Origin of the sequence: Prevotella sp. E9-3 (assembly GCF_022024015.1) — a bacterium.
Taxonomy (GTDB): domain Bacteria; phylum Bacteroidota; class Bacteroidia; order Bacteroidales; family Bacteroidaceae; genus Prevotella.
In genome coordinates this window covers 2,604,133-2,629,595 of the sequence record NZ_CP091786.1, presented here as the reverse complement: position 1 = coordinate 2,629,595, position 25,463 = coordinate 2,604,133, and the positions used below count along the sequence as shown (strand labels likewise).

Below are 25,463 nucleotides of genomic sequence, written 5' to 3'. Positions count from 1 at the left end.
ATGAAAATTCTGTGGCTAACAAAGCGACCAGGCCTTTTGAAGAAAAATGTAAATAGATATAATGGCGGAGGATGGGTTGATTCTTTGCAAGAACTTTTTATGAAAGTTCCTGACGTGAAGTTGGCATTAACATATTTGACCTCAAAAAATGAACTTGACATAGAAGAGGATGGAGTATTATACTATCCTATATACAAGCCACCAAAAAATACTATACAAAAGTGGCTAAACTACTATAATCCATCCCGCAATGTTCAACCAGATTATTTGGATAGAATACAGCAGATTATCTACAGTTTTAAGCCTGATATCATTCATGTCTTTGGCATGGAAAATGTTTTGTCACAGATAATAGGAAAGACTGAAGTGCCGGTTGTAGTTCATATCCAAGGTGTTGTAGGTCCTATCGCTAATTCGTTTTGGCCTTCTCAAATAAATAGGCGTACTCTTATGTGGCCTTTATCGAAATCTGAAACTATCATTAAAAATGGGTTTGGATATTTGTATGATTCCATGTGCAAGAAGGCCATTATAGAAGAAAAACAATACAAGTTGCTAAAGTACGCAATGGGAAGAACAGTTTGGGATAAAGAGATGTCTTCCTTGTTCTCAGAGAAACTTGTTTATTTTCATGTAGATGAGTTGTTGCGCCCAATTTTTTATGAAAATGCGGGGAGGTGGGTCATTCCGTCAAAGCACAAATGCCGAATAATTTCAACTATTAGTGATACATTATACAAAGGTTTTGATGTAATAATGAAATCTGCCATGTTACTAAAAAAACATGCTTCTTTTGATTTTGAATGGGTAGTGGCTGGCTTGAATGATAAAGCTAAAGTTGTTAAATTGTTTGAAAGGGAGTTGGGGGTCAAGTGTAAGGATTTGAATATTAGATATCTAGGTGTTTTGGATGCTCAATCGTTGGTGGCTGAATTGATGAATTCTAGCGTATATATACACCCGTCGTATACAGATAACAGTCCAAATTCACTCTGTGAGGCTCAAATGTTGGGATTACCCGTTATAGCAAGCTATGTGGGTGGAATCCCCTCACTTATAGAAGATAATCAAGATGGTATGTTAGTTGCAGTAAATGATCCTTATGCCGTTGCTGCAAAAATAATATTGTTGCAATCCGATTTAGAATTTACCTCAATAATTGGGAAAAATGCTTCGAAAGCAGCGTTATTAAGGCATGATAAGAATAAAATATTAATGGATATTATGAATTGTTATAGTGAGATTTTAAAGAATAAATAAGTATAAGAATATGAATGTCAATTATTTAACTCGCAGTTTAATGTTTGTTCCTGCACATAGGGAACATCTTCTAGACAAAGCTATTGGCACAGATGCTGATGTGTTGTTATTAGACTTGGAAGATTCTTGTCAACCTTCTGAGAATAAAGTGAAAGCCCGAGATAATATTGTTCGTTATATCAATGCAGGGAAATTTAACGGGAGGATTCTTTTTCCAAGGGTAAACGAACGAATGAGTGGAGAAATGCTGAAAGATATATCAGCTCTTACTGTAGATGGTGTGAAGGGTTTTATGTATCCAAAGGCTACATGCGGCGAGGATATATATTTCTTCGGAAAACTACTGGAAACTTTTGAGTGTGAGAAGGGCTTTCCTATAGGGACATTCCAAATTATTCCTCTCATAGAAACTCCAGGAGCCTTGCTAAAAATAACTGATATATGTACCGCTTGCCCCAATAGAGTAGTGGCTATTGCATTTGGTCATCTTGATTATGTAACTGAACTAAGAGGACGACATGATAAGGAAGGACGGAGTATAAGTATGGCTAGGGCTATGATCGCTGCTGGTGCTAGAGCGTGTGGGGTTGTGCCAATAGATACCATTCATCCTTTTGACGTACATGATCTTGTTGATTTAGAGAAACAATTAAACATAGGAAAAGATTTGGGATATGAAGGTATGTTGGTTCTGAATCCAATTGAGTTGCCTTTAGTTCACAAATATTATTCACCATCTGAAAAGGAAGTATCGGATGCCAAACGAATACTTCATTTATACCAAGAAGCTGAGAAAAATGGTAGCGGTGTGGCAATAATGGACGGGACGTATATAGGGCCCCCTATTGTAAAGCAAGCTGAGCTAGTCATTGAAAAACAGAAGTTGATTGATAAAAAATAATCCATATGAAATTTAAAAAAATATTAGCTTATCCTCTAGTTAAAGGTGAGTCTATTTTACATATTCTGCACATTAAGTGGTTGAGTATATTCACAAATTTAAAATTAGATTATTATAATGTAGAACATGGCTCATGCAAATTCTTTGGTTATACTAGAATTACAATATTCAAAGGTGCAAAAGTTAAAATTGGTAATAATTTTAGAGCATTAAGTGGAAGAGAGTATTGTGTTAGTAGCAACGATCCATGCAAGCTGGTTGTCTGGCCTGGCGGTGAATTAATTATTGGTGATAATGTTGGTATATCCGCAACTTCTTTCGCATGCAAAGGTGTTATTCACGTCGGTAATAACGTGAGGATTGGAAGCGGTTGTGTAATCCACGACACAGACCACCATTCTATGGATCCTAAATTACGAACTCAAAGTGCAAATGGTGTTGATGCTGCAAATGCTATCAAAAAACCGGTTATAATCAAGGATAATGTATTTATTGGCGCAAGATGTTTGATTTTAAAAGGTGTTACTATAGGCAATAATTCAATAATTGGAGCAGGCTCTTTAGTTACAAAAGATATTCCCGATAATGAGATATGGGCGGGAAATCCTGCAAAATTTATTAAGAAACTCAGTGTAAACAAAGAGTTATGATGAAGCATATTGCTGTTCTTATAACAGTCCATAATCGAAAGAAACAAACTTTACAGTGTCTGGAGAACCTTTTTAAGCAAGAACTCCCCAATGGTTATGTTATAAGGGTTTATCTAACAGATGATGGTTGTACAGATGGAACTGCACAGGCAGTTTTAGAGCAGTATAGGGAATCTGTGTGTATAATTCAAGGAGATGGGAATCTTTATTGGAACCGGGGAATGTGGAAAGCATGGAATAAAGCGGCTAGTGATGGAAACTATTCTTTTTTCCTATGGCTGAATGATGATACGAACTTGGAAAAGGGTGCCCTCCTTGCTTTAATAAATACATCAGAAAAATATAGTCATAGGTCTATTATTGTAGGTGCAACGACAGACACTGCCACACATCAAGTATTAACATACGGTGGTAGGCTACAGGATGGCACAATCCCCCTATGTCAAGGAGAAGACAGCGATGTTCATCACTTTAATGGTAATATAGTTCTGGTTCCAGATTCAGTATATAAGGTAATTGGGAATTTAGATTATTATTTTACTCATTCGAAAGGTGACTTTGATTATGGGTTAAGAGCACATAAAGCGGGTATTAGGCTTGTACAATGCGGAATTGTCCTAGGATGGTGTGATGTCCATCCTACCACGGATAAGTGGTGTGATCCAAGACTCCCATTAAGTACTCGTATAAAGTCTTTAAGGCGGCCTAATGGAATGCCACCTAAAGAAACTTTTCATTTAAATAGGAGACATTATGGACTTCGTTCTGCAATAATAGCTTATATTACAATCCACCTACGTTGTTTGTTCCCGATGATATGGGTGAAACTTGGGAAATTAGAAATTAAATAAAACACTATGAAAGATTCAAAATATGCTCCAATTATAATATTCGCCTTTAATAGGTTAGAGCCTTTAAAAGCAACTGTCTCTTCAGTCTTAAGTAATCCTGAAGCATCGGAAAGTGACCTCTTTATTTTTGTTGATGGCCCTAGACCTAATAAAGAAGGAGAAAAAGATAAGGTACAATCAGTACAAGGTTTTGTAAAAACAATTTCTGGTTTTAAGAGCTTAACTTATTATTTCTCCGATAGGAATAAGGGGTTAGCTGGTAGTATTATTTCTGGAACAACGGAGGTGATTAATAAATATGGAAGAGTGATTGTTCTTGAGGATGATTTGTACGTATCTCAAAGTTTTCTTAGATTTATGAATGAGATGTTAGAAAAGTTTGAATGTGTGGATAAAGTAATGCAAATATCAGGGTATGGTACTCTTCTAACTCATATCGGGTCATATAAATATCATGCTTACTTGAACCTCAGAGCACGTAGTTGGAGTTGGGCAACATGGAAAAATAGATGGGACACTGTAGATTGGGATGTTAAAGACTATAATCAAATTAAAAAATCAAAAAAACTACAATGTGAATTTAATAAAGGAGGAAGTGATTTGTTTGGAATGTTAAAAGGATATTTTGATCATACAAATAATTCATGGTATATACGCTTTGATTATTCCATGCATAAACAATCAAAGTATTCTATTCAACCCGTAAGATCACTTGTGAGAAATGACGGATTTGGGACCAATGCAACTCACTGTAGTGGATACAATCGTTTTAAAATAGATTTTGAACCCGCTCACGAAGGTGATTTTTTCGTTCCGTTAGATTTGGAACCCAATATGTCAATTATTAAGAATGCAATAAGATATAATTCCATTCCATACCGTATATATGGGAAAATAGTATCTTTATTAAAAGTATTAATATTTAAATAATAATGTATATGGGTCTTATAACAAAATTGAAATTATTCAAGAGCTGCATGATGCCTGGGCGGAGTAATTTGGGATCAACTGGAGATAATTCCATTATAGGTTTTCCAGTGTATATTACCTATCCTAAAGCTGTGCATATGGAGGAGAACTCAGTTATTCGCCTTGGGACAAAAATACTTAATAACAAGGACGAACATGTTTACATCGGGAAGTATACCGTTGTAGGTGTTAATTGTGTTATCGTTACCAATGGGCACACAAGCACTGTTGGAATACCCCATGTTTTACTTGGTGCATCTCACATTAACGACAAATCGCAAAATATTTATATTGCTGAGGATGTTTGGATTGGCGCAAACGTGACTATTTTAGCAGGCTCCAACCTTGGACGTGGTTGTATTGTCGGAGCATGTAGCTTGGTCACAAAACCGGTGCCTCCTTATGCTCTGGTAACAGGAGCACCAGCTAAGATAGTGGGCGTAAAATTTAGTATAGACCAGATTTTGGAACATGAAAAGGCTCTTTATCCGGCTTCAGAACGAATGAGTCGTGATGAACTTGAGAAATTATTCTCAGATTATTATGAGGGTAAGAAGGTTTTTGGAGTTCAAACAGAACTTACGGAAGATGATTATGAAGCACTTAGAAAGGCGAAGGAGTTAAGAGGCTATATAGAACCTAATATTTGATTTCTGGTGTATTTTTACAATTGAGATATAATTCGATATATTATAGTTCTAATGAGTCCAAAAAGATTGCTTGTTTGTAAAGTGTAGTCAGAGGGTTGTGTTTTGAACATAAATGTTTTTTTTGAGGGATTCTTATAAATGGAAGTTTTTAATATTAACATAGAATTTGACTCAGAAGTGTTTAAGAACACTGTAGAGAAATATATTAAAGAGAAGAAAAAAGCATACGTATGTGTAGTGGATGCGAATGTAATCACTATTGCGCAGAAAGACCTGAAGTATCGCGAGATAGTGAAGAATGCAACCATCAATACATGTGATGGTAGTTCAATCGCAAAGATGGTTAATAAGATTTATGGCACCCACTATCATGCATACAATGGCCCAGAGTTGTTTGAGTATTACATTGAAAGACCATACAAGCATCTTCTCTTGGGTAATAAGGCATCGAAGGTTGATCAAATTAAGGCGAAGGTAAAAGAGAAGGGCATAGAATTGGATATGCAGCATCTCGATGTGCCTTTTGTTCCTGTTGAGCAGTTTGACTATGAGGGTATAGCAAAACAGATTAATGAGATAAAACCTGATATTGTTTGGGTAAGTTTGGGGGCTCCGAAACAGGAAACATTTATATCGAATATATTCCCATATGTAAACCAGAGCGTGTTTTTCGGGATAGGTGCTGCTTTTAACTTCTATACAGGCGACCTTCATAATAACAAAAAGGAGTTTGGAGGCTTGCGATTAATTTGGCTAGAGCGTATATTTAAGGAACCCAAAAAGCAATTAAAACGAGTTGGAGGGTATCTGATGATGGTTCCGAAAATGTACTTCGAAGAAAAACGTAAAGCGAAGCAAACATCTAAAAACACGAAATAAACAATTTTTTTCGAACACGAATTACTCGAATTACACGATTATGAAAATACTTATAACTGGTGTCCATGGGTTCGTGGGCACTAATCTTGTTAAGGCTCTTTCGAAGGAGCATTTGATCTATGGGATGGATATTATCTCACCAATTAAAGAAGGTGTAAGGTTTACTTTCTCTTGGGATTATCTGGATAAGCCTGGCGAAATACCGGAAGTAGATGCTATTATACATCTTGCCGGCAAGGCTCACGATACCAAAAATGAAGCAGCTGCGGATGTGTATTTCAAAGTGAATACAGATTTGACGAAGAAGATATATGATTACTTCTTGAAGTCTAATAGGGCAAAGAAGTTCATTTTCTTCAGTACTGCTAAGGCTGCAGCAGATAAGGTAGATGGTGTGTTGACTGAAGATGTAACGCCATCCCCAGTTGGCCCCTATGGAGAGTCGAAGATAGCTGCGGAAAAGTATATTCAAGATCATCTTAGAGATGACAAGCAAGTGTACATACTAAGACCTTGCATGATACATGGTCCTGGCAATAAGGGTAACTTGAACCTGCTATATGGTGTAGTGAAGAAGGGGATACCCTGGCCGCTTGGTGCCTTTGAAAATCGCAGAACATTCACATCGATAGAGAATCTTAATTTCGTTATCGAAGGATTGCTTACCAAGGATGTGCCTACAGGCATCTATAACATGGGTGATGACGAGGCGTTGAGTACCAATGAGTTGATAGAAGAGATATGTAAGTCATTAGGCAAGAATGCTCATATTTGGAAATTGCCCAAGGGATTGATGAACGGTGTAGCAAAGATCGGAGGTGCTTTGCATTTGCCTTTGGATTCGGAGCGTTTGCGTAAACTTACGGAAAACTATATATCTTCTAACGACAAGATTAAGAAAGCACTTGGCGTTGAGAAAATGCCTGTTGATGCGAGAGTAGGTCTTCAAAAGACGTTAGAATCGTTCAAGTAACTGATGAAACTGGATATAAATCAGCAGGCTTTCTTCGAACTGATGAGAGCAGGTCTTTGGGAAAAAGAGGCTTTGCTTGATCAGTATAAGAAGGTTGATTACGATGAAGTTCTTCGCATTGCAGACGAGCAGAGCGTCATAGGTCTTGTTACTGCAGGAATCGAGCATGTGCAAGATGTGAAGATTCCACAAGATGTTGTATTGCAGTTTATTGGTATGTCTTTGCAATTAGAACAGCAGAATAAAGCTTTAAACGACTTCATAGTTTTGTTGATAGAAACGTTACGTAAAAAAGATGTCTATACGCTTTTGGTGAAAGGGCAAGGAATAGCCCGATGCTATGAAAGGCCTTTGTGGAGAGCATCTGGTGATGTGGATTTGCTACTGAGTGACACAAATTATGAGAAAGCTAAGAAAGTGCTGATTCCTTTGGCTGATAATGTAGAGCAGGAATATAAGACCTTCAAGCATATCGGCATGACCATGAAGGGTGATTTTACCGTAGAATTGCATGGAACGATGCATAGTCGCTTGTCTAATCGTATAGATAGGGGCATTGATGAAGCACAAAATGACGTATTCTTCGGAGGCAATGTCCGTTCATGGATGAATGGCTCGACATCGGTGTTTTTACCTGGTGTAGATGATGATGTCATCTTTGTGTTTACGCATATTTTGCATCATTTCTTTATAGACGGAATAGGTCTGAGGCAAATCTGCGACTGGTGCCGACTGCTATGGACATACAGAGATTCTTTGGATCGCGGTCTATTGGAAAAACGAATCCAGAAAATGGGGTTGATGACAGAATGGAAGGCTTTTGCTGCATTTGCTGTAGAGCATCTGGGTATGCCAGTTTTAGCGATGCCCTGTTACGATGTAAGATGTCAGAAGGATGATGTAAGATGGAAAAAGAAGGCAGAGCATATCTTGGAGTTTGTGCTGGAGTCAGGCAATTTCGGTCATAATCGAAAGGCTGCAAGTGGTAAGTTCAATTCAGCATGGAATAAACTAAAGGACTTTGCAAGACACGGTCGCATATTCCCATTGGATAGCACTAAGTTCTTTTTCTACTTCCTATGGGATGGAATACAAGTAATAACATCAAAATAAATAATTAAGATGAGAAATAATCACATAGTTATTATGGCTGGTGGTGTTGGGAGCCGTTTCTGGCCGCTAAGTACACCAGAATATCCTAAGCAGTTCATCGACATTCTGGGATGTGGAAGGACGTTGATACAACTTACTGTTGATCGCTTTAAGGGCATTTGCCCTATAAGCAACTTTTGGGTAGTGACCAATGCTAAGTATGTTGATATAGTTAAGTTGCAGCTACCTGATATTCCAGTAGAACATATCCTTGCTGAACCTGCCGCGAGGAATACAGCACCATGTATTGCATGGGCTTGCTGGAGCATTAAGAAAGAAGATGCTAATGCCAATGTGGTGGTTACACCAGCTGATGCCGTGGTGATGAACCCTGAGGAGTTCCGTAGGGTTATCGGTAATGCGCTTGCATTTACGAAGAAGAATAATGCCATTGTAACCATTGGCATCAAGCCTTCACGTCCAGAGACAGGCTATGGCTATGTTGAGGCCAAGAGTGCTGTTGAAGGAGAAATCTGCGGAGTTGAGGCATTCAAGGAGAAACCCAATTTAGAGACTGCAGAGCAGTATCTTAAGGCTGGAAACTACCTTTGGAATGCTGGAATCTTTGTGTGGAACATAGATACCATTACAGAGTGCATTACTAAGTACAAACCAAACATTGCTGCTGATATGAATAAAATTGCTGCTACAGGAAATGTTGAAGAAATTTTTCCGCAGTGCGAAAAGATTTCCATCGACTTTGCTGTGATGGAACCTGCAAGTGCTGATAATCTGGTTTATACTCATCCTGCGGATTTCGGTTGGAGCGACCTTGGCAACTGGGCTTCTTTGCATGACAAGTTGCTGAAAGATGAGAATGACAATGGTGCGGTAGGCAATATCAAACTCTATGAATGTAGCAATTGTGTGGTTCATGCAGAGGATGCTAAGAAGGTAGTCCTGCAGGGGTTAGATGGCTATATCTTCAGTGAAAAAAACGGCCAGATTCTCCTATGTAAAAGAAGCGAAGAGCAACGTATTCGAGATTTTTCAGCCGAATAAATTTGAAATTGAATTTGATTATAAAAACAAGTATAATATGAAAACAGCGCTTATTACTGGTATTACTGGTCAAGATGGAAGTTATCTGGCCGAGTTTTTGTTGGAAAAGGGTTATGACGTACATGGAACGATTCGTCGTAGCTCAGTAGATTTTCGTGAAAGAATTGCTCACTTGGAAGGCACACCTCATTTCCATCTGCATTATGCAGACCTTGGTGACTCGATGAGCGTGCTGGGTGTGATAGGTAAGGTGCGTCCCGACGAGATATATAACCTGGCTGCACAGAGCCATGTGCAGGTTTCGTTCGACAGCCCTGAGTTTACGGCTGATGTGGATGCTGTGGGTGTGCTCCGTATCCTGGAGGCTGTGCGACAGTTGGGTATGAAGGATACTTGTCGTATCTATCAGGCTTCGACATCGGAGCTGTACGGTAAGGTGGAGGAGGTGCCTCAGAATGAGAATACGCCATTCCATCCATATAGCCCTTATGCTGTGGCTAAGCAGTATGGATTCTGGATTGTGAAGGAGTATCGTGAGGCTTACGATATGTATTGCTGCTCTGGTATTCTGTTTAATCATGAATCGGAACGTAGAGGTGAGACTTTTGTAACCCGTAAGATAACATTAGCAGCTGCTCGCATATCTCAGGGCTTACAGGATTGCTTGTATCTGGGTAATATGGATAGTCTCCGTGATTGGGGTTATGCCAAGGACTATGTGGAATGTATGTGGTTAATCCTCCAGAATGACACTCCTGAGGATTTCGTTATTGCTACAGGCGTGCAGCATAGTGTTCGTGAGTTTACTGAACTTGCATTCAAACACGCTGGTATTGAACTGAAGTTTGAGGGCGAAGGCATCAACGAGAAGGGTGTTGTAGTGAAAGGTCCTGAGGCTTTGGTAGGAAAGACTGTAGTGGCCGTTTCAGAGGACTTCTATCGTCCAACGGATGTAGTTAACCTCTGGGGTGATCCTACTAAGGCTAAAGCTAAGCTGGGCTGGAATCCTAACAAGACTTCTTTTGAAGAACTTGTTAAGATAATGGTTGAGAGCGATATTGCCAAGGTAGCTGCTGAGGGTGCTGCAGCTAAGGTAAGAACAAACCTTGCTGAATACCTCGAAAAGGGAATCGTTAAGTAATATCCACTTCCTTTATGTTCCGTCGACTAACAGATATAGCTCCCGTCACTACTTCGCATGGTGTAGGGCTGAAGCGTGTTCTTCTCTCCAGCAATGAGTCCGGTTGCTCGCTTACACAGATAGCAGTAACTGAACTCAAAGCAGGTGAGATTGCGGCTGCCCATGTGCATCCCGATATGCAGGAGGGCTTCTATGTACTCGATGGTGAGTTGGAGGTTGAGCTTGATGGAAAGAAGACCACTTGCACTAAGGATACCTTTGTATATGTAGAGAAATGCACTAGTCACGAGATGCATGCGCTTAAGGATAGTCGTATCATGACTATCGGATGCGTTATCGAAGCCAGTCGCAACAAACTCTATCCGATGCTCTTCAAGCAGAACCGCAAGACACTGGTATGGGGAACAGAGGATTGGACGGTATCTGGTGTGCCTAATTCTGAGTCAGAGGTGGAGAATGGTACGTGGGCGCGATACAACCTTACAGAGGTCATAGCTCGCAGACCGGAAGAAATCCTCGGGCGACAGACTGCACTCAAGTACAATAACCAACTTCCGCTTCTCGCAAAAATCATTGATGCTCATCAGGATCTCTCCATACAAGTACATCCCAATGACGAGATGGCCAAGCGTGAGCATAATAAGTTTGGAAAATCTGAGATGTGGTATATTCTTGATGCTGAACCAGGAGCATACCTCTATGCAGGCTTTAAGGAAAAGATTACTCCTGAGCAGTACAAGGAACGAGTAGCCAATGGCACCATCACAGAAGTGCTCGCAAAACATGAGGTACACAAGGGTGATGTGTTCTATCTTCCGTCCGGTCGTGTTCATGCCATCTGTGGAGGCATCAAACTTGCTGAGATACAGCAGTCGTCGGATGTCACCTATCGCATCTTTGACTATAATCGCCCAGGGCTGGATGGTAAGCCTCGTGAGTTGCATACAGAACAGGCGGCAAAGGCTATCGACTACACTGTCTATCCGGAATATAAGACTCCCCATGCAGAGAATATAGGCGAAGCCAATGAAGTTTTGAACACCCCATTTTTCAGCATCAAGATAGTGGAGACCAATGAGCCTTTTCATAGGAATATGATAAAATACGACTCTTTCATTATCATTATGAATATTGGGGAACCGTTTACTATCCGGGTGCGTGCCACAGGAGATGAAGTGCTTGTGCCTGCTGATTCATCCTGTCTTATACCTGCTGCAATTGCTGATTATGAACTTATTCCTGTTCATGGCTCTGCAAAGGTCATGGAGGCGTTTATTAACAACAAGAAGTCTATTGGAAAAACAGTGAAAGACTTCTTCCATTTATTTTCAAATTAATATTTATATGTTGGACAAATCATCGAAAATATATGTTGCTGGCCACAACGGCCTAGTTGGTTCAGCAATCTGGAACAATCTGAAGCAAAGAGGTTATAATAACCTTATAGGTCGTTCTCATAAAGAATTGGATTTGACAGATCAGAATGCTGTGAAGAAGTTCTTTGATGAGGAACAGCCAGATGCAGTGGTTTTGGCAGCAGCATTTGTTGGTGGCATTATGGCAAATATGCTGTATCGCGCTGACTTCATCATGATGAACATGAAGATACAGTGCAATGTGATTTCAGAGGCGTATGCGCATGGTGTGAAGAAACTGCTGTTCTTGGGTTCGACGTGTATTTATCCTAAGAACGCGCCACAACCCATGAAGGAGGATTGCCTGCTGACTTCACCATTGGAATATACGAATGAGGAATATGCTATCGCCAAGATAGCGGGACTGAAGATGTGCGAGAGCTATAATCTGCAGTATGGCACCAATTATATAGCAGTGATGCCAACCAATCTTTATGGCCCGAATGATAATTTCCATTTGGAGAACAGTCATGTGATGCCTGCCATGATGCGTAAGGTGTATCTGGCAAAGCTGATACATGATGGTGAGTGGGATAAGATTCGTCGTGACTTGGCCATCCGTCCCGTTGGTGCAAACATCAAGGAGAATGGTGAGCAGGTGCGCTATGTGATTGATGGTAATAGCGATGAAGCACTCATTCGCAAGATACTTGCTTGGTATGGTATTGAGGATAATAAGGTTACTCTTTGGGGTACGGGAAAGCCGCTTCGTGAGTTCTTATGGTCAGAGGATATGGCTGATGCTAGTGTTCATGTGCTTTTGAATGTAGATTTCAAAGACATCATAGGCATAGAGAAATACTCAAGTGTACACTATGGCGTAGCTGCTGACGGAGTGGTTGACCGTAATCATTCTACAGGCCGTGGTGGATATATTCCCTCGCTGGGTGAAATCCGCAATTGTCATATCAATGTGGGAACAGGTAAGGAATTGACCATCCGCGAACTTTCGGAACTGGTGGTTAAGGCAGTCGGTTTTGAAGGTGAAGTAGAGTTTGATGCTTCGAAGCCTGATGGAACAATGAGAAAACTCATTGATGTAAGCAAGCTGCACTCTCTTGGCTGGACGCATAAAGTCGAGATTGAGGATGGAGTTGCTAAGCTCTTTGAGTGGTACAGGCAGTCGTTAGCCTAAAATAAAAACTATGATGGGAACGTATTTGGTTATTGCGGTTCTGCTGATCGTGGCGGAGCTGATATACTTTAAGATTGCGGATAAATGCAACATTATCGATAAACCGAATGAACGGTCGTCGCATTCAACAATCGTGTTGCGTGGCGGTGGAATCATCTTCGCAATATCGATGCTCGTATGGTACTTCTGGTTCATGGTTAATGGTGCAGGGGGCACGGTTGAGTATTTGCCGTTCCTTGTGGGCTTGTTGATGGTGGCAGGAATCAGCTTTGTGGATGATATTCACTCGTTGCCCGACAGTCTGCGCATGGTGGTGCAGATTGTTTCGATACTGCTGATGTTCTGGTCAATCGGGCTGTTTGGTGCCTTTGACAGTTGGGTATGGACAATTGTGGCTGTCTTGGTGGCTTTGTTCTTCTGTGTGGGGGCGACCAATATCATCAATTTTATGGATGGTATTAACGGCATTACTGCCGCATACGGATTTGCAATGCTTTTGCCAATTGCATTGCTGAACCACAATATGGGATTCATAGATGAATCGTACCTTATTGTAGCCATCATCGGCTTGATAGTGTTTAGCATCTTTAATTTCAGACCGAAGGGTAAGGCGAAGTGCTTTGCGGGGGATGTAGGTTCGATAGGTATTGCGTTTATCATTCTGTTTGCATTGGGTAAGCTGATGCTGGCTACGCAGGATGTGACATGGATTGTGTTCTTCCTGGTATATGGTATCGATGGTAGTATGACGATATTCCATCGCATTATGCTGCATGAAAATCTGGGGCAGGCGCATCGTAAGCATGCGTATCAGCTGATGGCGAATGAGTTGAAGATGAGCCATGTGGTAGTGAGCCTGCTGTATATGGCTATGCAGCTGGTGGTATCGCTTGGATTTATCTATCTATGCCCGAATACGGTGCTGGCGCACTGGATATATTTGGTAGGGGCTGCGGCTGTGCTGGCTGTGGCGTATGTATTGTTTAAGATGAAGTACTACCACCTTCACGAAGAGTATTTGGCATCTCTAAATAAATAACAGAAATATGACGATAACCCAAGAATTACTGGATAAACTGTTTGAAGAGGCGAAGGGGAACCCTCGTTTAAGGACGAACCTTGACCTGAGAACATCTGCAGAGGATGGCTCGCAACGTATGCTGAATGCAATGTTGCCAGGAACAGAGGTGGCAATACACAGGCATCCAATGAGCAATGAGGACGTGATACTCATTAAGGGCCGATTGGATGAGGTGCTGTATGAGGAGGTGACTTCTGAGGATGGCAAGGTGTCGCTGAAAGAGACTGAGCGTATACATCTTTGCCCTGAGACTGGTGCCTACGGCTGCCAAGTACCAAAAGGTGTGTGGCATACGGTGGAGGTGATTGAACCATCGGTTATCTTCGAAGGTAAGGATGGTAAGTATGGTGAGGATGGGAGTGAGATGTACGCCTCGATGTGAGAAAGGAGAGGTATGAAGGAAGATGTTTTATCCAGTTTGCGAGAATTTATAGAGAACGAGGTACGGTCTGGTTCTATGGATTTCGGTTGCATAACGCCTCTTTACATTTATAGGATGTGGGGAGGCGCAATCCCGATGGAAGATATTGAGAACGGGTTGATTGAGTTGAGAAATCAAGGATTTATGGTTGGATAAAGAAGATTGTTAAAGGGGTATGGGCGTATTGTTCATACCTTTTTGTGCCTCAATGTGGAAAACATAGGCAATAATATTTATGGAAAAGTATCAATATCATATTTTTAGCCCGTATAGGGTTTGCCCATTGGGGGCACACGTTGATCACCAGCATGGTCTGGTAACGGGATTTGCGATTGACAAGGGTGTTGACCTGTGGTTCAATGTCAATGACGGTCAAAGGTCAAAGGACGAAGGTCAAAGGTCTATTGGTCATGTGCATCTGGAGTCTAAGACGTTTGAAGGGGTGGTGGACTTTGACATCGACACGCCGTCTCAAGTGCGTGAGCACCATTGGGGTGACTATGCTCGGGGTGCTAAGTATGCGCTGCGGAAGCGATTTGAACTGAAGCGAGGTATCGAGGGAGTCATTCAGGGTTCTTTGCCTGTAGGTGGATTGTCATCGAGTGCTGCCGTGCTGATTGCTTATGTGATGGCGTTTGCCAAGGCGAATGATATTACGCTACAGCCGTTTGAGGTGGTGAAGATAGCATCGGAGGCAGAACGGGAGTATATCGGACTGAACAATGGTTTGCTGGATCAGGCTTGTATTGCCTTGGGCAAGAAGGATGGACTGCTGTTCCTAGATTGTGACAGCAACGACTGGCGTATCATCAAGCGGAATGCGGATATGCCGGAGTTTGAGATTGGCATCTTCTTTTCTGGACTTACTCGTTCGTTAGTGAACTCGGACTATAACCTGCGTGTCTATGAGTGTAAGACGGCGGCTTGGAATATGCTGGCCTATACGGATCAGCCGCTGAAGACGTTTGATAAGACGTTTCTGCGAGATATTCCCAAGGCGACGTTTGAGAAAACGCGGATTGCTATGCCACAGCGCTTTGCCCGTCGAGCGGAGCATTTTTACAGTGAGTACCGCCGTGTGCGTCAGGGTGTGACGGCTTGGGAAACGGGGAACCTGAAACTGTTTGGTAAGTTGAGCTTTGACTCTTGTGAAAGTAGTATCCACAACTATGAGTGTGGTAGTCCTGAGCTCATAGCCATCTATGAGATAATGCGCCAGTTACCTGGAGTGTATGGTGGTCGCTTCTCTGGAGCTGGCTTCAAAGGAGCTTGTATTGCCCTCGTAGATCCAGCCTATAAGGAGGAAATTCAGAAGGTGCTCACAGAGAAATATCTGGAACAGTTCCCTGAATACGAAAAGACATTCCAGGTGTTCTGGGTGAAGCCGAATGATGGGGCAAGATTCTTGGATAATTGAAAATTGTGAAGTATGAAAGACATTGTTATTGCTGCTGGATATGCGACAAGGCTTGGAGAGTTGACGAAGAACTTCCCAAAGCCATTGTTGAAGATTGGTGAGAATACTATCTTGGGAAGGATGTTGGATGATATCGACAGGATTCCTGAGGTTGATGAACATATCATTATTACGAATCATAAGTTCGCTGGTATCTTCGAAGACTGGAAGAAGGATTTGCACTATAGCAAGCCTATTTCCATCGTTGATGATGGTACAGAGACAAACGAGACTCGTCTTGGAGCTGTGTGCGATTTGTTGTTTGCAATGGATAAGCTCCACATCGATGATGATTTGTTGGTCGTGGCAGCGGACAACCTGCTGTTCTTCTCGTTCCAGGAGTTTGTGGACTTCGCTCGTGCCAAAGGCACATCGTGTATCATGTGCCATGAGCAGCCATCAATTGAGAAGCTCCAAAGGACAGGTGTGATTGTGGTAGATGAGAATATGAAGGTGCTGAATATGGAAGAGAAACCTCAGGTGCCCAAGAGTCATTGGGCTGTGCCTCCATTCTATATCTATCTGAAGAAAGACCTCGACTTGGTACGTCACTCTGTAGAGAATGGTTGCGGCAAGGATGCGCCAGGTAATTTGGCGCATTATATGGTGGAGCACACCACTATGCATGCTTGGCCCATGAGTGCTGGACGATTCGATATAGGTAGCCTCGATACTTACTACGAGGCAGTAGAGAAATATGGAAAATAAGAAGACTATGGAAAAGATTACATTAGATAATAAGACGATATTTGTTACAGGTGCTGCTGGTTTCATTGGATCGAACTTGGTGAAGCGTCTGTTCAAAGACGTGAAAGGTGCTACCATCATCGGTATCGACAATATGAACGACTACTATGATGTGGCACTGAAGGAATACAGGCTGAATGAGCTTAACACTACCGTTTCTGAAGACATCACATGGAAGTTTGTCAAAGATGATATTGCGGACAAGCAGACCATTGACGGAATCTTTGAGGAGTATAAGCCCCAAGTCGTTGTGAATCTCGCAGCGCAGGCAGGTGTACGCTACAGCATTACCAATCCTGATGCGTATATCATGAGCAACATGATTGGCTTCTATAATATACTGGAGGCATGCAGGCATAATCCTGTGGAGCATCTGGTATATGCTTCGTCCAGCTCTGTATATGGTGGCAACAAGAAAGTGCCATTCTCTACAGATGACCGTGTAGATAATCCTGTGTCGCTGTATGCAGCTACAAAGAAGAGCAATGAACTGTTTGCTCACTGTTATTCAAAGTTGTACGACATTCCAACCACGGGCTTGCGCTTCTTCACTGTTTATGGCCCTGCTGGTCGTCCTGATATGGCATACTTTGGTTTTACCAACAAACTGCTGAAAGGCGAGACCATTCAGATATTTAACTACGGCAACTGCCGTCGTGACTTCACTTACGTCGATGACATCGTAGAGGGTGTGTATCGTGTGATGCAGGGTGCTCCGGAGCGTAAGAAGGGTGAGGACGGACTGCCTATCCCTCCCTACGCAGTATATAATATCGGTGGTGGTCAGCCAGAGAACTTACTTGACTTTGTGAATATCCTACAAGAAGAGCTTGTTCGTGCTGGTGTCCTTCACGCAGACTTCGACTTCGAGGCACACAAGCAGCTTGTTCCCATGCAGCCTGGTGATGTACCCACCACCTATGCTGATGCCACCGCCCTTGAACGTGACTTCGGGTTTACACCCAAGATCACGTTGAGAGAGGGACTGAGGAAATTTGCGGAGTGGTATAAGAACTACTACCGTCGCAATGTTTGACGAAAAATGTAAGAACGATAAGGGCGAACCAATGTTCGCATAAACGGTATTACTGATAAGTCGGTCATGGAACTATTGGTTAGAGCAAACACCAATGGGGATATGGCCGATTGTCGGTTTTGGAAGAAATCGTTCACAATCATTTGATGAAGCAATTCATAGCATTATACGATAAAGCACCAATCTTCTCCCTGAAAGGGATGAACATTTTTGAACAATACCAAGCGCTTGGTATCGAGGATAAAATGTCGCATACTTCGAGCAGGGTGGAAGATGTCTTGAAAGGCAGAATACTAGATCCTATCACTGCAAAGGGAGAGCCTAAAGTTCCCCGGAAGGAGATAGAGAAGTTGAAGGATGTCTTTACCTATTGTAAGATATTGGAGCATACGGATAAGTATGAATCGTATTACATTGCACTAAATTGCATTTTCTCTCTTGGAGGTAATAATATAAAGGACTATGTGCCACTTTCTGAAGAACAGCAATGGACGGAGGCATTGAGCTATCTGAAGGGATATATGGAGCTCCACCCGCAGAACGATCCATTTAGGGATGACTTCCGTCAGAAAGAACTTGACCGGGCGAGGGCTGCTGTGAGACTATCCAAAATTGGATTGAGAGTCGAAATTGAGAACAATGATTTGAAATTCGACAAGGAGTACATGGTTACCTCTCAACTATCGAACTGGATTTCCCAGATTGGTGGGGTGAGATTTGTAGAGACTTTATTAAGTTTGCTGCCATACGACCAAAGGAAGGGACGGCTCATGTTGGTAAGGCAGGGCAACCTGCCGAATCCAGGTGCTTTTGTTCCAGAGTATCCTTTTGGATATTTGCTGAATCTTGGATTACGGCATACTAGTAGCATTGGCAGTGAAGAGGCACTGAAAAAGCACTTTGGACATGTCATGAATCTCAGTCGAGATTTCTGTTTGGCAGTATATCCGTACCAGAGTTATTCCATCTGGGAGAAGGTGTTCCATCGTAACGAGATGGTTCTGGAGTATTTTCAACGGCTAACACTGATGGACTGTCTCTACTATATGCAACAAAGCGGGAAAGACTTTGTGTTGGAGATGTGCAACTTCCTAATAGACCAAATGATCCAATCAGGAATGAGTCTAAGTGCTGACTGCACATTTGAAGAATACCGGCAAGTGATGAACGTGCTGGCAGGAAAAACGGAAATCAAAAAGTTTATACGGCTAAAGCAGACGGAGATCGGTGCGTTGCAAGACAAAAAGCGTCAGGCTGAGATCCTGAAGATGTTATGTCTTGAGATGGGTACTGTTAATATCAATTATGAGAAGCCGCTTGACTATAACAAGGTGAACTATAACGACAGGCCATTTATCATGCTGAAGAACGGTGACGTGATACTATACCCAACAACTATTGGCGTTTGGGGATGGTATGAGATGTTGATGTCGCTACTGAGACTATCTGACAGTCAGATTGACAATAAGGTAGGACTGATGTTGGAGGAGCTGATGCACAATAAACTGCACCAGAAGGGCATCGCAACAAAGACGGGCAGATATGTCGTGGATAAGATTGAAGGGGAGGCTGACGTGGTTATAGAAACCCCGGATAAGATTCTTCTGGTTGAAATGAAGAAGAAAACCATTACAAGAGCTGCCAGGCAGGGACATATCTATCAGATTGTGCTTGACTTTGCTGGCAGTCTGCTCTATTCACAGGAGCAGTGTATAAGGACAGATACTTTGTTAAGGAGGAAGGGCCGTATCGATTTGCTCAAAAAGAAGAAGGTGATAGATACCTTGGAATGGCAGGATAGAGAATCGGACAAGGTAACTCTGACACTGTCAGACTACGGAACTTTGCAAGACAGGGCTGTATTGAGGAATGTGCTTGATGAGATGTTGAAGTACCGTTTCACTATAGATGAAAAGGAGGTCAGAGAATTTGAAACTGACGAAAAGAAACAGGAACTGATCATTAAAGGGTATAAGACATTGTCAGAGAAACAAGACGATATGATTGCCTATCTTACCGAACAGAAACAGCAACACGATCCAGCAAAGACATGGAGTCCTTTCTTCAATTCTTTCTTCTTCAATTTGGAGCAGATGTTCTTCATGGTGGGTCTCGCAAACAATCTTGATGAATTATATGACATGATTGATGCCCATCGGACACCAGTGATGGGAACCTTCGACTTCTGGCAGGAGTTCGATTGGAAAATGCAGATGCACGAGGGGGTGAAGAAATGTAGCAAAAAATGACCTATTCAGTGGGAAGACCGCTGAGCATAGACAAAATTTGAAAAAGAATAAATTGTAGAACTTTGGAGTTACTTATTTGAATGGTTTAGATGTAGAATTACAGAAAAATGGAATGTATGGAAGTAAAGAGTGAAAACGGTTGTGTCGTAAGATATAGCGAGACACCGATAGAATTACCAACTAAAGAAAAAGTGTGTTTTAAGATAGAAAGTATTTTTCGCGCTAAAAATGTTAGTGATGAAGAAATGAAGCCTCTTTTGAGAACACTGGAGAATGAAATAAATTGGGAAATACTGAAAAAGATGAAGGCAAATAGTCTGTCGCCTTTGTGGCCTCATTTTTATTTTGATGAGTCTTTGAAAACTAATGCTGATTTTGATGTGATGGTGAAGTTTTTTCATATGAAACCAGTTGAAGGCTTTGGTATTATGTTATATCCAGGGAGAGAAAAGGTGAAAGAATAAATAAGTCATTGAACTGTTGGTGGAAAGAGCACTTCTAATAGGGATATGGTCGATTGTTGGTTTTATATTATGATACAAGAAACATCAATATGTCAATCTCTGTATTTATAGGATCTTCATTCAGAGAGATGTCCTATAGAAAACGTATAGGTAACCGTATACGTCAACTGAATGATGTGTGGGAGCAGAAAGGTGTGCGGATATACCTAAAGCAATGGGAAGATTTTAGGGTGCAATATAAGGGTAAGTCGAAGCAGCAAGAGTATATTGACGAATTGGTACTACCGAGTGATATCTGTATTTTTTTCTTTGGCGAAAGAATTGGAAAGTTTACAGAACGTGAACTTGATGCTTGCTTGACTGCAAAGAAAACGATCCATTGCTATCGTGTACCTGCTAAAGATGGAACTTGGCGAGCTGAGATTTGTTCTAAATTGAAGACTAAAGGCATCACTCCTATAGACTGTAGTACACTTGAGGTTTTCGCAGATGATGTTATTGCTAAGATAGAAAGTTACATTAACAATCTTCATCTTGCAAATAACACACCGATTTCCCATTTGACAGAGAGGTGGTTATACACAACGATTCCCGATGACAACAAAGATAGGCGGGATGAGTTCGGAACTATCGTTAGAAATGTCGATGACCAAAGTGAATTGTTTCTTGGCATTCGTTGTAAGTTGCATGAGATGAATCAAATACACCTGTTGGAGGATACCGACCACTATGTTGCATACTGTAAAAGGGATGTCTCTGAAAATGATCTTAAAGAGATTCGCAGGGGTTTGGAATTACTTGATGACAAGGGGAAAAGACTGAAAGACGTAACATTCTTTGTCACAAAGGATTCTAAAATACATGAAAGCAATGCTGCAATCAAGAGCCTGTTAGAACCAAGGGAATTGTTTACTTGTAAGGTGAAGGATGCGGACACGATCAGATGGAAACTGTTCTCCTGGCTGATGGGTGAAAGGAATATTATGTTGAACATGACTACTTCGGGAGTGTCACTACAAAATAATTATTTATTATGGAACGGTTCTCCAGTTGTTTCAATGAAAACATTGGATTCCACTGGCAAAGCTTTCGCCTTATCGGTGCAAAGAAATGCCATTTCAAGACAGCTTGTTGGAAATCATGGACTTGACCACGTACAAAGAAAAAGATTACAGGCAGAACTGCATGAAATGGAGGCTATACTTTGGCTGCACGTTACAAACTGCGTGAATAAGTGGATTCTCAACGAGATGACTGATAAAGTGCAGAGCGAACTGGAGCAGGGTGATATGGATGGCATCAAGAGAGCATCAGCAGTTATAGAGGAACAATATTTGGCAGCTGAGGAACAGAGGAAGTCTGCTATCGACAACTGGCGGAAATTGCTTTCGATATTGGATGCTCAAATTACACAGATAGAAGCGGCAATGGGCGGTGAGAATGCAGTGCAGCTTAAGAATCTGTTGGAACAGAAAGAGGCCATACTGAGGAATTTGGTTCAAGCTGGTGCAGCAGAACCTCTACAATTGATGAGTACTCAACTTTATTTAGTGGGGTTGTACGATACGTTCATTTACCGACATCAGCAACCAAAAGAAGAGGACGAACTGTATTTGAGAGTCATTAATGATGCCGATCGCTTCGAGTTGAACGATGCCAACGTAGAGATGATGCGTATGAACTATGGCAACAGTTTTAACCGTCAGGAGAAATATGGGGATGCGTTGAAGCACTACCGGAAAGCAGAAGAGAACATCGAACGCATGAAGGGGGATGGCTGGCTACTGAGGAGATACAGGACTACCATCTACGCCATGATATTCCATACGTACCGGGAAATGGGTAATATAGAAGGGATGAACCGCATACTGCCTAAGATGAAGGCGCATGTAGATGATTGTCTGAGCAGGAATGAGTTGATGTTCTTGGCCGATAAGGCGATGTACATGGGTGCATTGCTGTGCGGTGAAGGGAGGTTTAATGGCGATGACAAGGTTTTGCAGGAGGCAGTCAGAGTATTCGAGTTGGTGGAAAAGAGACTTGTCTTAGAACCTACAGACCAGTGGTTTGCTGACATCTATTGCTTCTTGCCCAACCAGATAGCTGGCTATCTTATAGATCATGAGAAGTATGGCCAAACAGCTTTATACCATCTTGAAAGAGCCTTGTATCATGCTAAACGACTAATGCAGGTAAGCCGGAAGGATGGCCTGTTCCATCGAGGGGAGATTATGCATCAGATGGGGTTCTTCTATTACAATACAGATATTAATAACTGGAAACTGGCAGAGAATTGTTATATGGACTCACTCAACTGCAAAATAGAACTGATGAGCGAAGGCGAATCCTTCAAACATGAGCGTAGCTACGCCCAGACATTGGTAAACCTAGGAGCTGTGGAGGTGAGTTTGTTAGATATAGCCTGTCAACTGGCCGGACGGGGGGTAACAAGATTTCCACGGCCTCAGTACAATCCCGTTGATTTTGCCAATGAGGCACTATCGATTTACAAGAAGCACTTGAACAAGGAGAGTATTAATTCAGAACAGAATTATTACGAGGCTCTGCAACTTTTAGGCACAGCCTATTACTATGACGGTAAGCTACATCACAACGATTCGCTGATTTCTAAATCCATTCCCCTTCTTCAAGAATGTTGGCAATGGAATCTTTCTCACCCCACGAACACGTATAGAGATAGATTCAAGGCGCATTCATACACGATATTGAAAGAGTTGGGTATAATATGATTCCGATGCGTTGTTGAATAGTGTATTTAGAAAACAATGGTTCCAAACGAAAATATAGAAGGGTTGAGGGAGGCGCGTAAGCAGATGTTTGCTCAGATGGAGCAGAGGCTGCAGGAAATGCATCCAAAGGAAGAAGATAGGCTGTTTTATTATCATTCCTCTGAGGATCGTATAGTTTTGTCGCATGCGCTGTTTTGGGTAATGACACAGCCTCAGTGTCTGAAGGGTAAGATTAGGAAGGAAAGGTTCTTCCTCTTGCTTCGACAGTATGAAGAAGAGATGCTTGATGCCTTTCTCACAGAGGACGATTATTTCTCTGAGCTATTACGTTATTGCAATATCCTATTTGAGACGCTGCCTACGATATTGATGAGTACAGGATTGAGAGCGGACAAGGATGCTCGCAAACTTGCCGCCATCGCCGTCGTAGCCGCAGGGTATGGTGGTGACATGGATGAGGAGTTGTATAATGAACTTTTGGACGATATGGACTTCCACTACAATAAGGTGAAGTGTAGGAAGATAGAAGGGATGCTGCCGAAGCTGATGAAGATGGTGGAGGGGGAGATGAAGGGGATGAAATAAAGGCACTACGGAAAACCGTAGGGAGCGGTGGTATGGTTGCGACAGTGTCGCAACATACGAAAACAATAAGAAAAGATTATGGTTTTTAAAAGGGTATTACATCCAGTAGGGCAAGGGGCTTTCTTTACGGAACAGTTTTATGATGAGAGTGGTAAGGTGGTAAATAACGTAGTGTATGACTGCGGGAGCTTTACCAGCCAGCCCAACCTCGTTGAGTATGAGATAAGGAATACCTTTGAGAAGAATGCTCATATAGACTTGTTATTTATCTCTCACTTTGACAATGATCATGTGAACGGGCTGATGAAGTTACAAAGCCAAACAAAGATAGATAAGGATACAAAAGTGATAATACCCTTTAGGTATCCTTATCTGCTTATGGTGATGGATGAGGATTATCCTATGTTGGCAAGCTTCGTGATGCAGATGTTTAATATCGGGGCTCAGGTAGTAGGTATTGATGAAAATGCCGATGATAACAGGCTTGGCGAACCGATAGATATAGGCGGGCTTGGCGGAAATAAAACCCTTGGTGGGAAAAAAGTGATAAGGTTGGATAATGTGCTATGGTACTACTATCCGTTTATGCTGCCTGACCAGAGTTCGCTACAAAAGGTGTTTGAAGGGAAGGTGAAAGGTATAGTTAATTTGGATGACCCCAATGAGATACTGACGAAGCGGAAAGAACTTAGGAATATATACAAGACCATAGGTAAGACGAAAGGCGGTGTGACGAAGATTAATGTGAATACGCTGTTTATGCTATCGTTTCCTGCTGTAAATGTCGCTTACAATACAAATATCTGGCATCAACTAAACTTGAGAGGAAATGTTGCACCTACTTGTTTCTACACTGGGGATTCGAACCTGAAGGGTAATGGATATGATGTGGTGAAGCAAAGGGTGACTGATATACTTGGTATTTATTCGAAGGGAACTAAGGTTTGGATGATGCAGGTGCCTCACCATGGTAGCGCCAGGTGCTTTCCCAAAAAGATGGCAGACAGGTCGGATGGATTTTATGAGTGTGGGTTTGTGAACTGCAATCCATGGCATTGGCATCCGGTGTTTGATAGCAGTATCATCGGTGATTTTACTCGCAACAACAAGACTCTTTTACTGGTGACAGAATGTTACCATTCAAGGGTTGAGGTGATTGCTGAACTATTTCCTCAAAATAAAAGAGATAATGATGTCGACGGATGAATTTTTTAGCAATCCTGCGGTGTTGAAACTGCCGATAGAGAATGTAGAATACAAGTATGATGCGAACTATCATGTGAGGGTGATGGTGGATGTGAATGACGTCAGGTTGATTGTTAGACTGAATAGAAGGCTAAACAGGCTGATGGAATTGGAATTATTGATGGACATTGATGACAGAAATGAGTTTGGCAATTGGTTTTCTATAAAGGATTTTAAGAAGCTGAGTACATTACGAACTTTGAAGAAGTTTGTTGCTAGCGTATTGAGCCTGATAGATTTTGCGGTTAATAATGGTGCGACCTTGTTCATCAGGATAGATGAGGGTAAGGCTTTGGATGAATCGGAGAATGAGGAACGCAAACCGTTGTTCGCCAATGTTGCCAGCAAGGATGTGAGAATAAATACCAAGCTGCTGATGGGTGTGCTAAAAGAAATGGGCGCGCATCAGCAGTTGAGCGTTTGTATAAAGGTGGAAGGATGAAAGATAGGC

24 protein-coding genes are annotated in these 25,463 nt (G+C 41.8%); all 24 read left to right on the top strand.

Features of this window, described 5'->3' with window-relative positions:
• Positions 1-1,260 (top strand): glycosyltransferase family 4 protein, encoded by a 1,260-nt coding sequence (locus L6475_RS10255; RefSeq protein WP_237819664.1) that lies wholly within the window; start codon positions 1-3, stop codon positions 1,258-1,260.
• Positions 1,261-1,270: 10 nt separating this feature from the next.
• Entirely contained in the window at positions 1,271-2,161 is an 891-nt protein-coding gene (locus tag L6475_RS10250; protein WP_237819663.1) for a CoA ester lyase, read from the top strand.
• Positions 2,162-2,166: 5 nt separating this feature from the next.
• Positions 2,167-2,811, top strand: a complete 645-nt coding sequence (locus L6475_RS10245; protein ID WP_237819661.1) for a DapH/DapD/GlmU-related protein — start codon at positions 2,167-2,169, stop codon at positions 2,809-2,811.
• Positions 2,808-3,662, top strand: a complete 855-nt coding sequence (locus L6475_RS10240; protein ID WP_237819660.1) for a glycosyltransferase family 2 protein — start codon at positions 2,808-2,810, stop codon at positions 3,660-3,662. Before L6475_RS10245 ends, L6475_RS10240 begins: the two co-directional genes overlap by 4 nt.
• A gap of 6 nt (positions 3,663-3,668) precedes the next feature.
• A complete protein-coding gene (locus tag L6475_RS10235) occupies positions 3,669-4,592 on the top strand; it encodes a glycosyltransferase (RefSeq protein ID WP_237819658.1) in 924 nt (307 codons plus the stop codon).
• Between the two features lie 26 nt (positions 4,593-4,618).
• Positions 4,619-5,281 carry an acyltransferase gene (locus tag L6475_RS10230; protein ID WP_237819656.1) on the top strand — a complete coding sequence of 221 codons (663 nt, stop codon included), beginning with the start codon at positions 4,619-4,621 and terminating at the stop codon, positions 5,279-5,281.
• Positions 5,282-5,419: 138 nt separating this feature from the next.
• A complete protein-coding gene (locus L6475_RS10225) occupies positions 5,420-6,160 on the top strand; it encodes a WecB/TagA/CpsF family glycosyltransferase (RefSeq protein WP_237819654.1) in 741 nt (246 codons plus the stop codon).
• A gap of 40 nt (positions 6,161-6,200) precedes the next feature.
• Positions 6,201-7,133, top strand: a complete 933-nt coding sequence (locus tag L6475_RS10220) for an NAD-dependent epimerase/dehydratase family protein (RefSeq protein WP_237819652.1) — start codon at positions 6,201-6,203, stop codon at positions 7,131-7,133.
• Positions 7,134-7,136: 3 nt separating this feature from the next.
• Positions 7,137-8,246: a nucleotidyltransferase family protein gene (locus L6475_RS10215; RefSeq protein ID WP_237819650.1), complete on the top strand. Its 1,110-nt coding sequence runs from the start codon at positions 7,137-7,139 to the stop codon at positions 8,244-8,246.
• 9 nt (positions 8,247-8,255) lie between these two features.
• Positions 8,256-9,287, top strand: a complete 1,032-nt coding sequence (locus L6475_RS10210) for a mannose-1-phosphate guanylyltransferase (RefSeq protein ID WP_237819648.1) — start codon at positions 8,256-8,258, stop codon at positions 9,285-9,287.
• A gap of 37 nt (positions 9,288-9,324) precedes the next feature.
• The gene (gmd, locus tag L6475_RS10205; protein WP_237819646.1) at positions 9,325-10,428 is read left to right on the top strand and encodes a GDP-mannose 4,6-dehydratase; all 1,104 of its coding nucleotides are present in this window, start codon (positions 9,325-9,327) and stop codon (positions 10,426-10,428) included.
• Positions 10,429-10,442: 14 nt separating this feature from the next.
• A complete protein-coding gene (locus tag L6475_RS10200) occupies positions 10,443-11,765 on the top strand; it encodes a type I phosphomannose isomerase catalytic subunit (RefSeq protein WP_237819644.1) in 1,323 nt (440 codons plus the stop codon).
• 7 nt (positions 11,766-11,772) lie between these two features.
• Complete coding sequence (locus tag L6475_RS10195) at positions 11,773-12,978, top strand: GDP-L-fucose synthase (protein WP_237819642.1); 1,206 nt, start codon at positions 11,773-11,775, stop codon at positions 12,976-12,978.
• Between the two features lie 13 nt (positions 12,979-12,991).
• Positions 12,992-14,017: a glycosyltransferase family 4 protein gene (locus tag L6475_RS10190; protein ID WP_237824129.1), complete on the top strand. Its 1,026-nt coding sequence runs from the start codon at positions 12,992-12,994 to the stop codon at positions 14,015-14,017.
• A gap of 7 nt (positions 14,018-14,024) precedes the next feature.
• Positions 14,025-14,441 (top strand): WbuC family cupin fold metalloprotein, encoded by a 417-nt coding sequence (locus L6475_RS10185; RefSeq protein ID WP_237819640.1) that lies wholly within the window; start codon positions 14,025-14,027, stop codon positions 14,439-14,441.
• A 274-nt stretch (positions 14,442-14,715) separates the two neighbouring features.
• A complete protein-coding gene (locus L6475_RS10180) occupies positions 14,716-15,897 on the top strand; it encodes a galactokinase family protein (RefSeq protein ID WP_237819638.1) in 1,182 nt (393 codons plus the stop codon).
• A 12-nt stretch (positions 15,898-15,909) separates the two neighbouring features.
• Positions 15,910-16,644, top strand: coding sequence for a nucleotidyltransferase family protein (locus tag L6475_RS10175; RefSeq protein WP_237819636.1), 735 nt, complete (start codon positions 15,910-15,912; stop codon positions 16,642-16,644).
• Complete coding sequence (locus L6475_RS10170; RefSeq protein ID WP_370641596.1) at positions 16,634-17,719, top strand: NAD-dependent epimerase/dehydratase family protein; 1,086 nt, start codon at positions 16,634-16,636, stop codon at positions 17,717-17,719. Before L6475_RS10175 ends, L6475_RS10170 begins: the two co-directional genes overlap by 11 nt.
• 200 nt (positions 17,720-17,919) lie before the next feature.
• A complete protein-coding gene (locus tag L6475_RS10165; RefSeq protein WP_237819634.1) occupies positions 17,920-19,968 on the top strand; it encodes a hypothetical protein in 2,049 nt (682 codons plus the stop codon).
• A gap of 116 nt (positions 19,969-20,084) precedes the next feature.
• Positions 20,085-20,432, top strand: coding sequence for a hypothetical protein (locus tag L6475_RS10160; protein ID WP_237819632.1), 348 nt, complete (start codon positions 20,085-20,087; stop codon positions 20,430-20,432).
• Positions 20,433-20,560: 128 nt separating this feature from the next.
• Positions 20,561-23,182 carry a hypothetical protein gene (locus L6475_RS10155; RefSeq protein WP_237819630.1) on the top strand — a complete coding sequence of 874 codons (2,622 nt, stop codon included), beginning with the start codon at positions 20,561-20,563 and terminating at the stop codon, positions 23,180-23,182.
• Between the two features lie 36 nt (positions 23,183-23,218).
• A complete protein-coding gene (locus L6475_RS10150; protein WP_237819628.1) occupies positions 23,219-23,767 on the top strand; it encodes a hypothetical protein in 549 nt (182 codons plus the stop codon).
• A gap of 78 nt (positions 23,768-23,845) precedes the next feature.
• Positions 23,846-24,973, top strand: coding sequence for an MBL fold metallo-hydrolase (locus L6475_RS10145; RefSeq protein ID WP_237819626.1), 1,128 nt, complete (start codon positions 23,846-23,848; stop codon positions 24,971-24,973).
• Positions 24,957-25,454: a hypothetical protein gene (locus L6475_RS10140; protein WP_237819624.1), complete on the top strand. Its 498-nt coding sequence runs from the start codon at positions 24,957-24,959 to the stop codon at positions 25,452-25,454. The genes L6475_RS10145 and L6475_RS10140 overlap by 17 nt, the downstream gene beginning before the upstream one ends.
• Positions 25,455-25,463: the final 9 nt, after the last annotated feature.

Bases quoted from the DNA above. Each gene is read 5' to 3' on its own strand.
- L6475_RS10255 (WP_237819664.1), top strand. From the start codon at position 1: ATGAAAATTCTGTGGCTAACAAAGCGACCAGGCCTTTTGAAGAAAAAT.
- L6475_RS10250 (WP_237819663.1), top strand. From the start codon at position 1,271: ATGAATGTCAATTATTTAACTCGCAGTTTAATGTTTGTTCCTGCACAT.
- L6475_RS10245 (WP_237819661.1), top strand. From the start codon at position 2,167: ATGAAATTTAAAAAAATATTAGCTTATCCTCTAGTTAAAGGTGAGTCT.
- L6475_RS10240 (WP_237819660.1), top strand. From the start codon at position 2,808: ATGATGAAGCATATTGCTGTTCTTATAACAGTCCATAATCGAAAGAAA.
- L6475_RS10235 (WP_237819658.1), top strand. From the start codon at position 3,669: ATGAAAGATTCAAAATATGCTCCAATTATAATATTCGCCTTTAATAGG.
- L6475_RS10225 (WP_237819654.1), top strand. From the start codon at position 5,420: ATGGAAGTTTTTAATATTAACATAGAATTTGACTCAGAAGTGTTTAAG.
- L6475_RS10220 (WP_237819652.1), top strand. From the start codon at position 6,201: ATGAAAATACTTATAACTGGTGTCCATGGGTTCGTGGGCACTAATCTT.
- L6475_RS10215 (WP_237819650.1), top strand. From the start codon at position 7,137: ATGAAACTGGATATAAATCAGCAGGCTTTCTTCGAACTGATGAGAGCA.
- L6475_RS10210 (WP_237819648.1), top strand. From the start codon at position 8,256: ATGAGAAATAATCACATAGTTATTATGGCTGGTGGTGTTGGGAGCCGT.
- gmd (WP_237819646.1), top strand. From the start codon at position 9,325: ATGAAAACAGCGCTTATTACTGGTATTACTGGTCAAGATGGAAGTTAT.
- L6475_RS10200 (WP_237819644.1), top strand. From the start codon at position 10,443: ATGTTCCGTCGACTAACAGATATAGCTCCCGTCACTACTTCGCATGGT.
- L6475_RS10195 (WP_237819642.1), top strand. From the start codon at position 11,773: ATGTTGGACAAATCATCGAAAATATATGTTGCTGGCCACAACGGCCTA.
- L6475_RS10190 (WP_237824129.1), top strand. From the start codon at position 12,992: ATGGGAACGTATTTGGTTATTGCGGTTCTGCTGATCGTGGCGGAGCTG.
- L6475_RS10185 (WP_237819640.1), top strand. From the start codon at position 14,025: ATGACGATAACCCAAGAATTACTGGATAAACTGTTTGAAGAGGCGAAG.
- L6475_RS10180 (WP_237819638.1), top strand. From the start codon at position 14,716: ATGGAAAAGTATCAATATCATATTTTTAGCCCGTATAGGGTTTGCCCA.
- L6475_RS10175 (WP_237819636.1), top strand. From the start codon at position 15,910: ATGAAAGACATTGTTATTGCTGCTGGATATGCGACAAGGCTTGGAGAG.
- L6475_RS10170 (WP_370641596.1), top strand. From the start codon at position 16,634: ATGGAAAATAAGAAGACTATGGAAAAGATTACATTAGATAATAAGACG.
- L6475_RS10165 (WP_237819634.1), top strand. From the start codon at position 17,920: ATGAACATTTTTGAACAATACCAAGCGCTTGGTATCGAGGATAAAATG.
- L6475_RS10160 (WP_237819632.1), top strand. From the start codon at position 20,085: ATGGAAGTAAAGAGTGAAAACGGTTGTGTCGTAAGATATAGCGAGACA.
- L6475_RS10155 (WP_237819630.1), top strand. From the start codon at position 20,561: ATGTCCTATAGAAAACGTATAGGTAACCGTATACGTCAACTGAATGAT.
- L6475_RS10150 (WP_237819628.1), top strand. From the start codon at position 23,219: ATGGTTCCAAACGAAAATATAGAAGGGTTGAGGGAGGCGCGTAAGCAG.
- L6475_RS10145 (WP_237819626.1), top strand. From the start codon at position 23,846: ATGGTTTTTAAAAGGGTATTACATCCAGTAGGGCAAGGGGCTTTCTTT.
- L6475_RS10140 (WP_237819624.1), top strand. From the start codon at position 24,957: ATGATGTCGACGGATGAATTTTTTAGCAATCCTGCGGTGTTGAAACTG.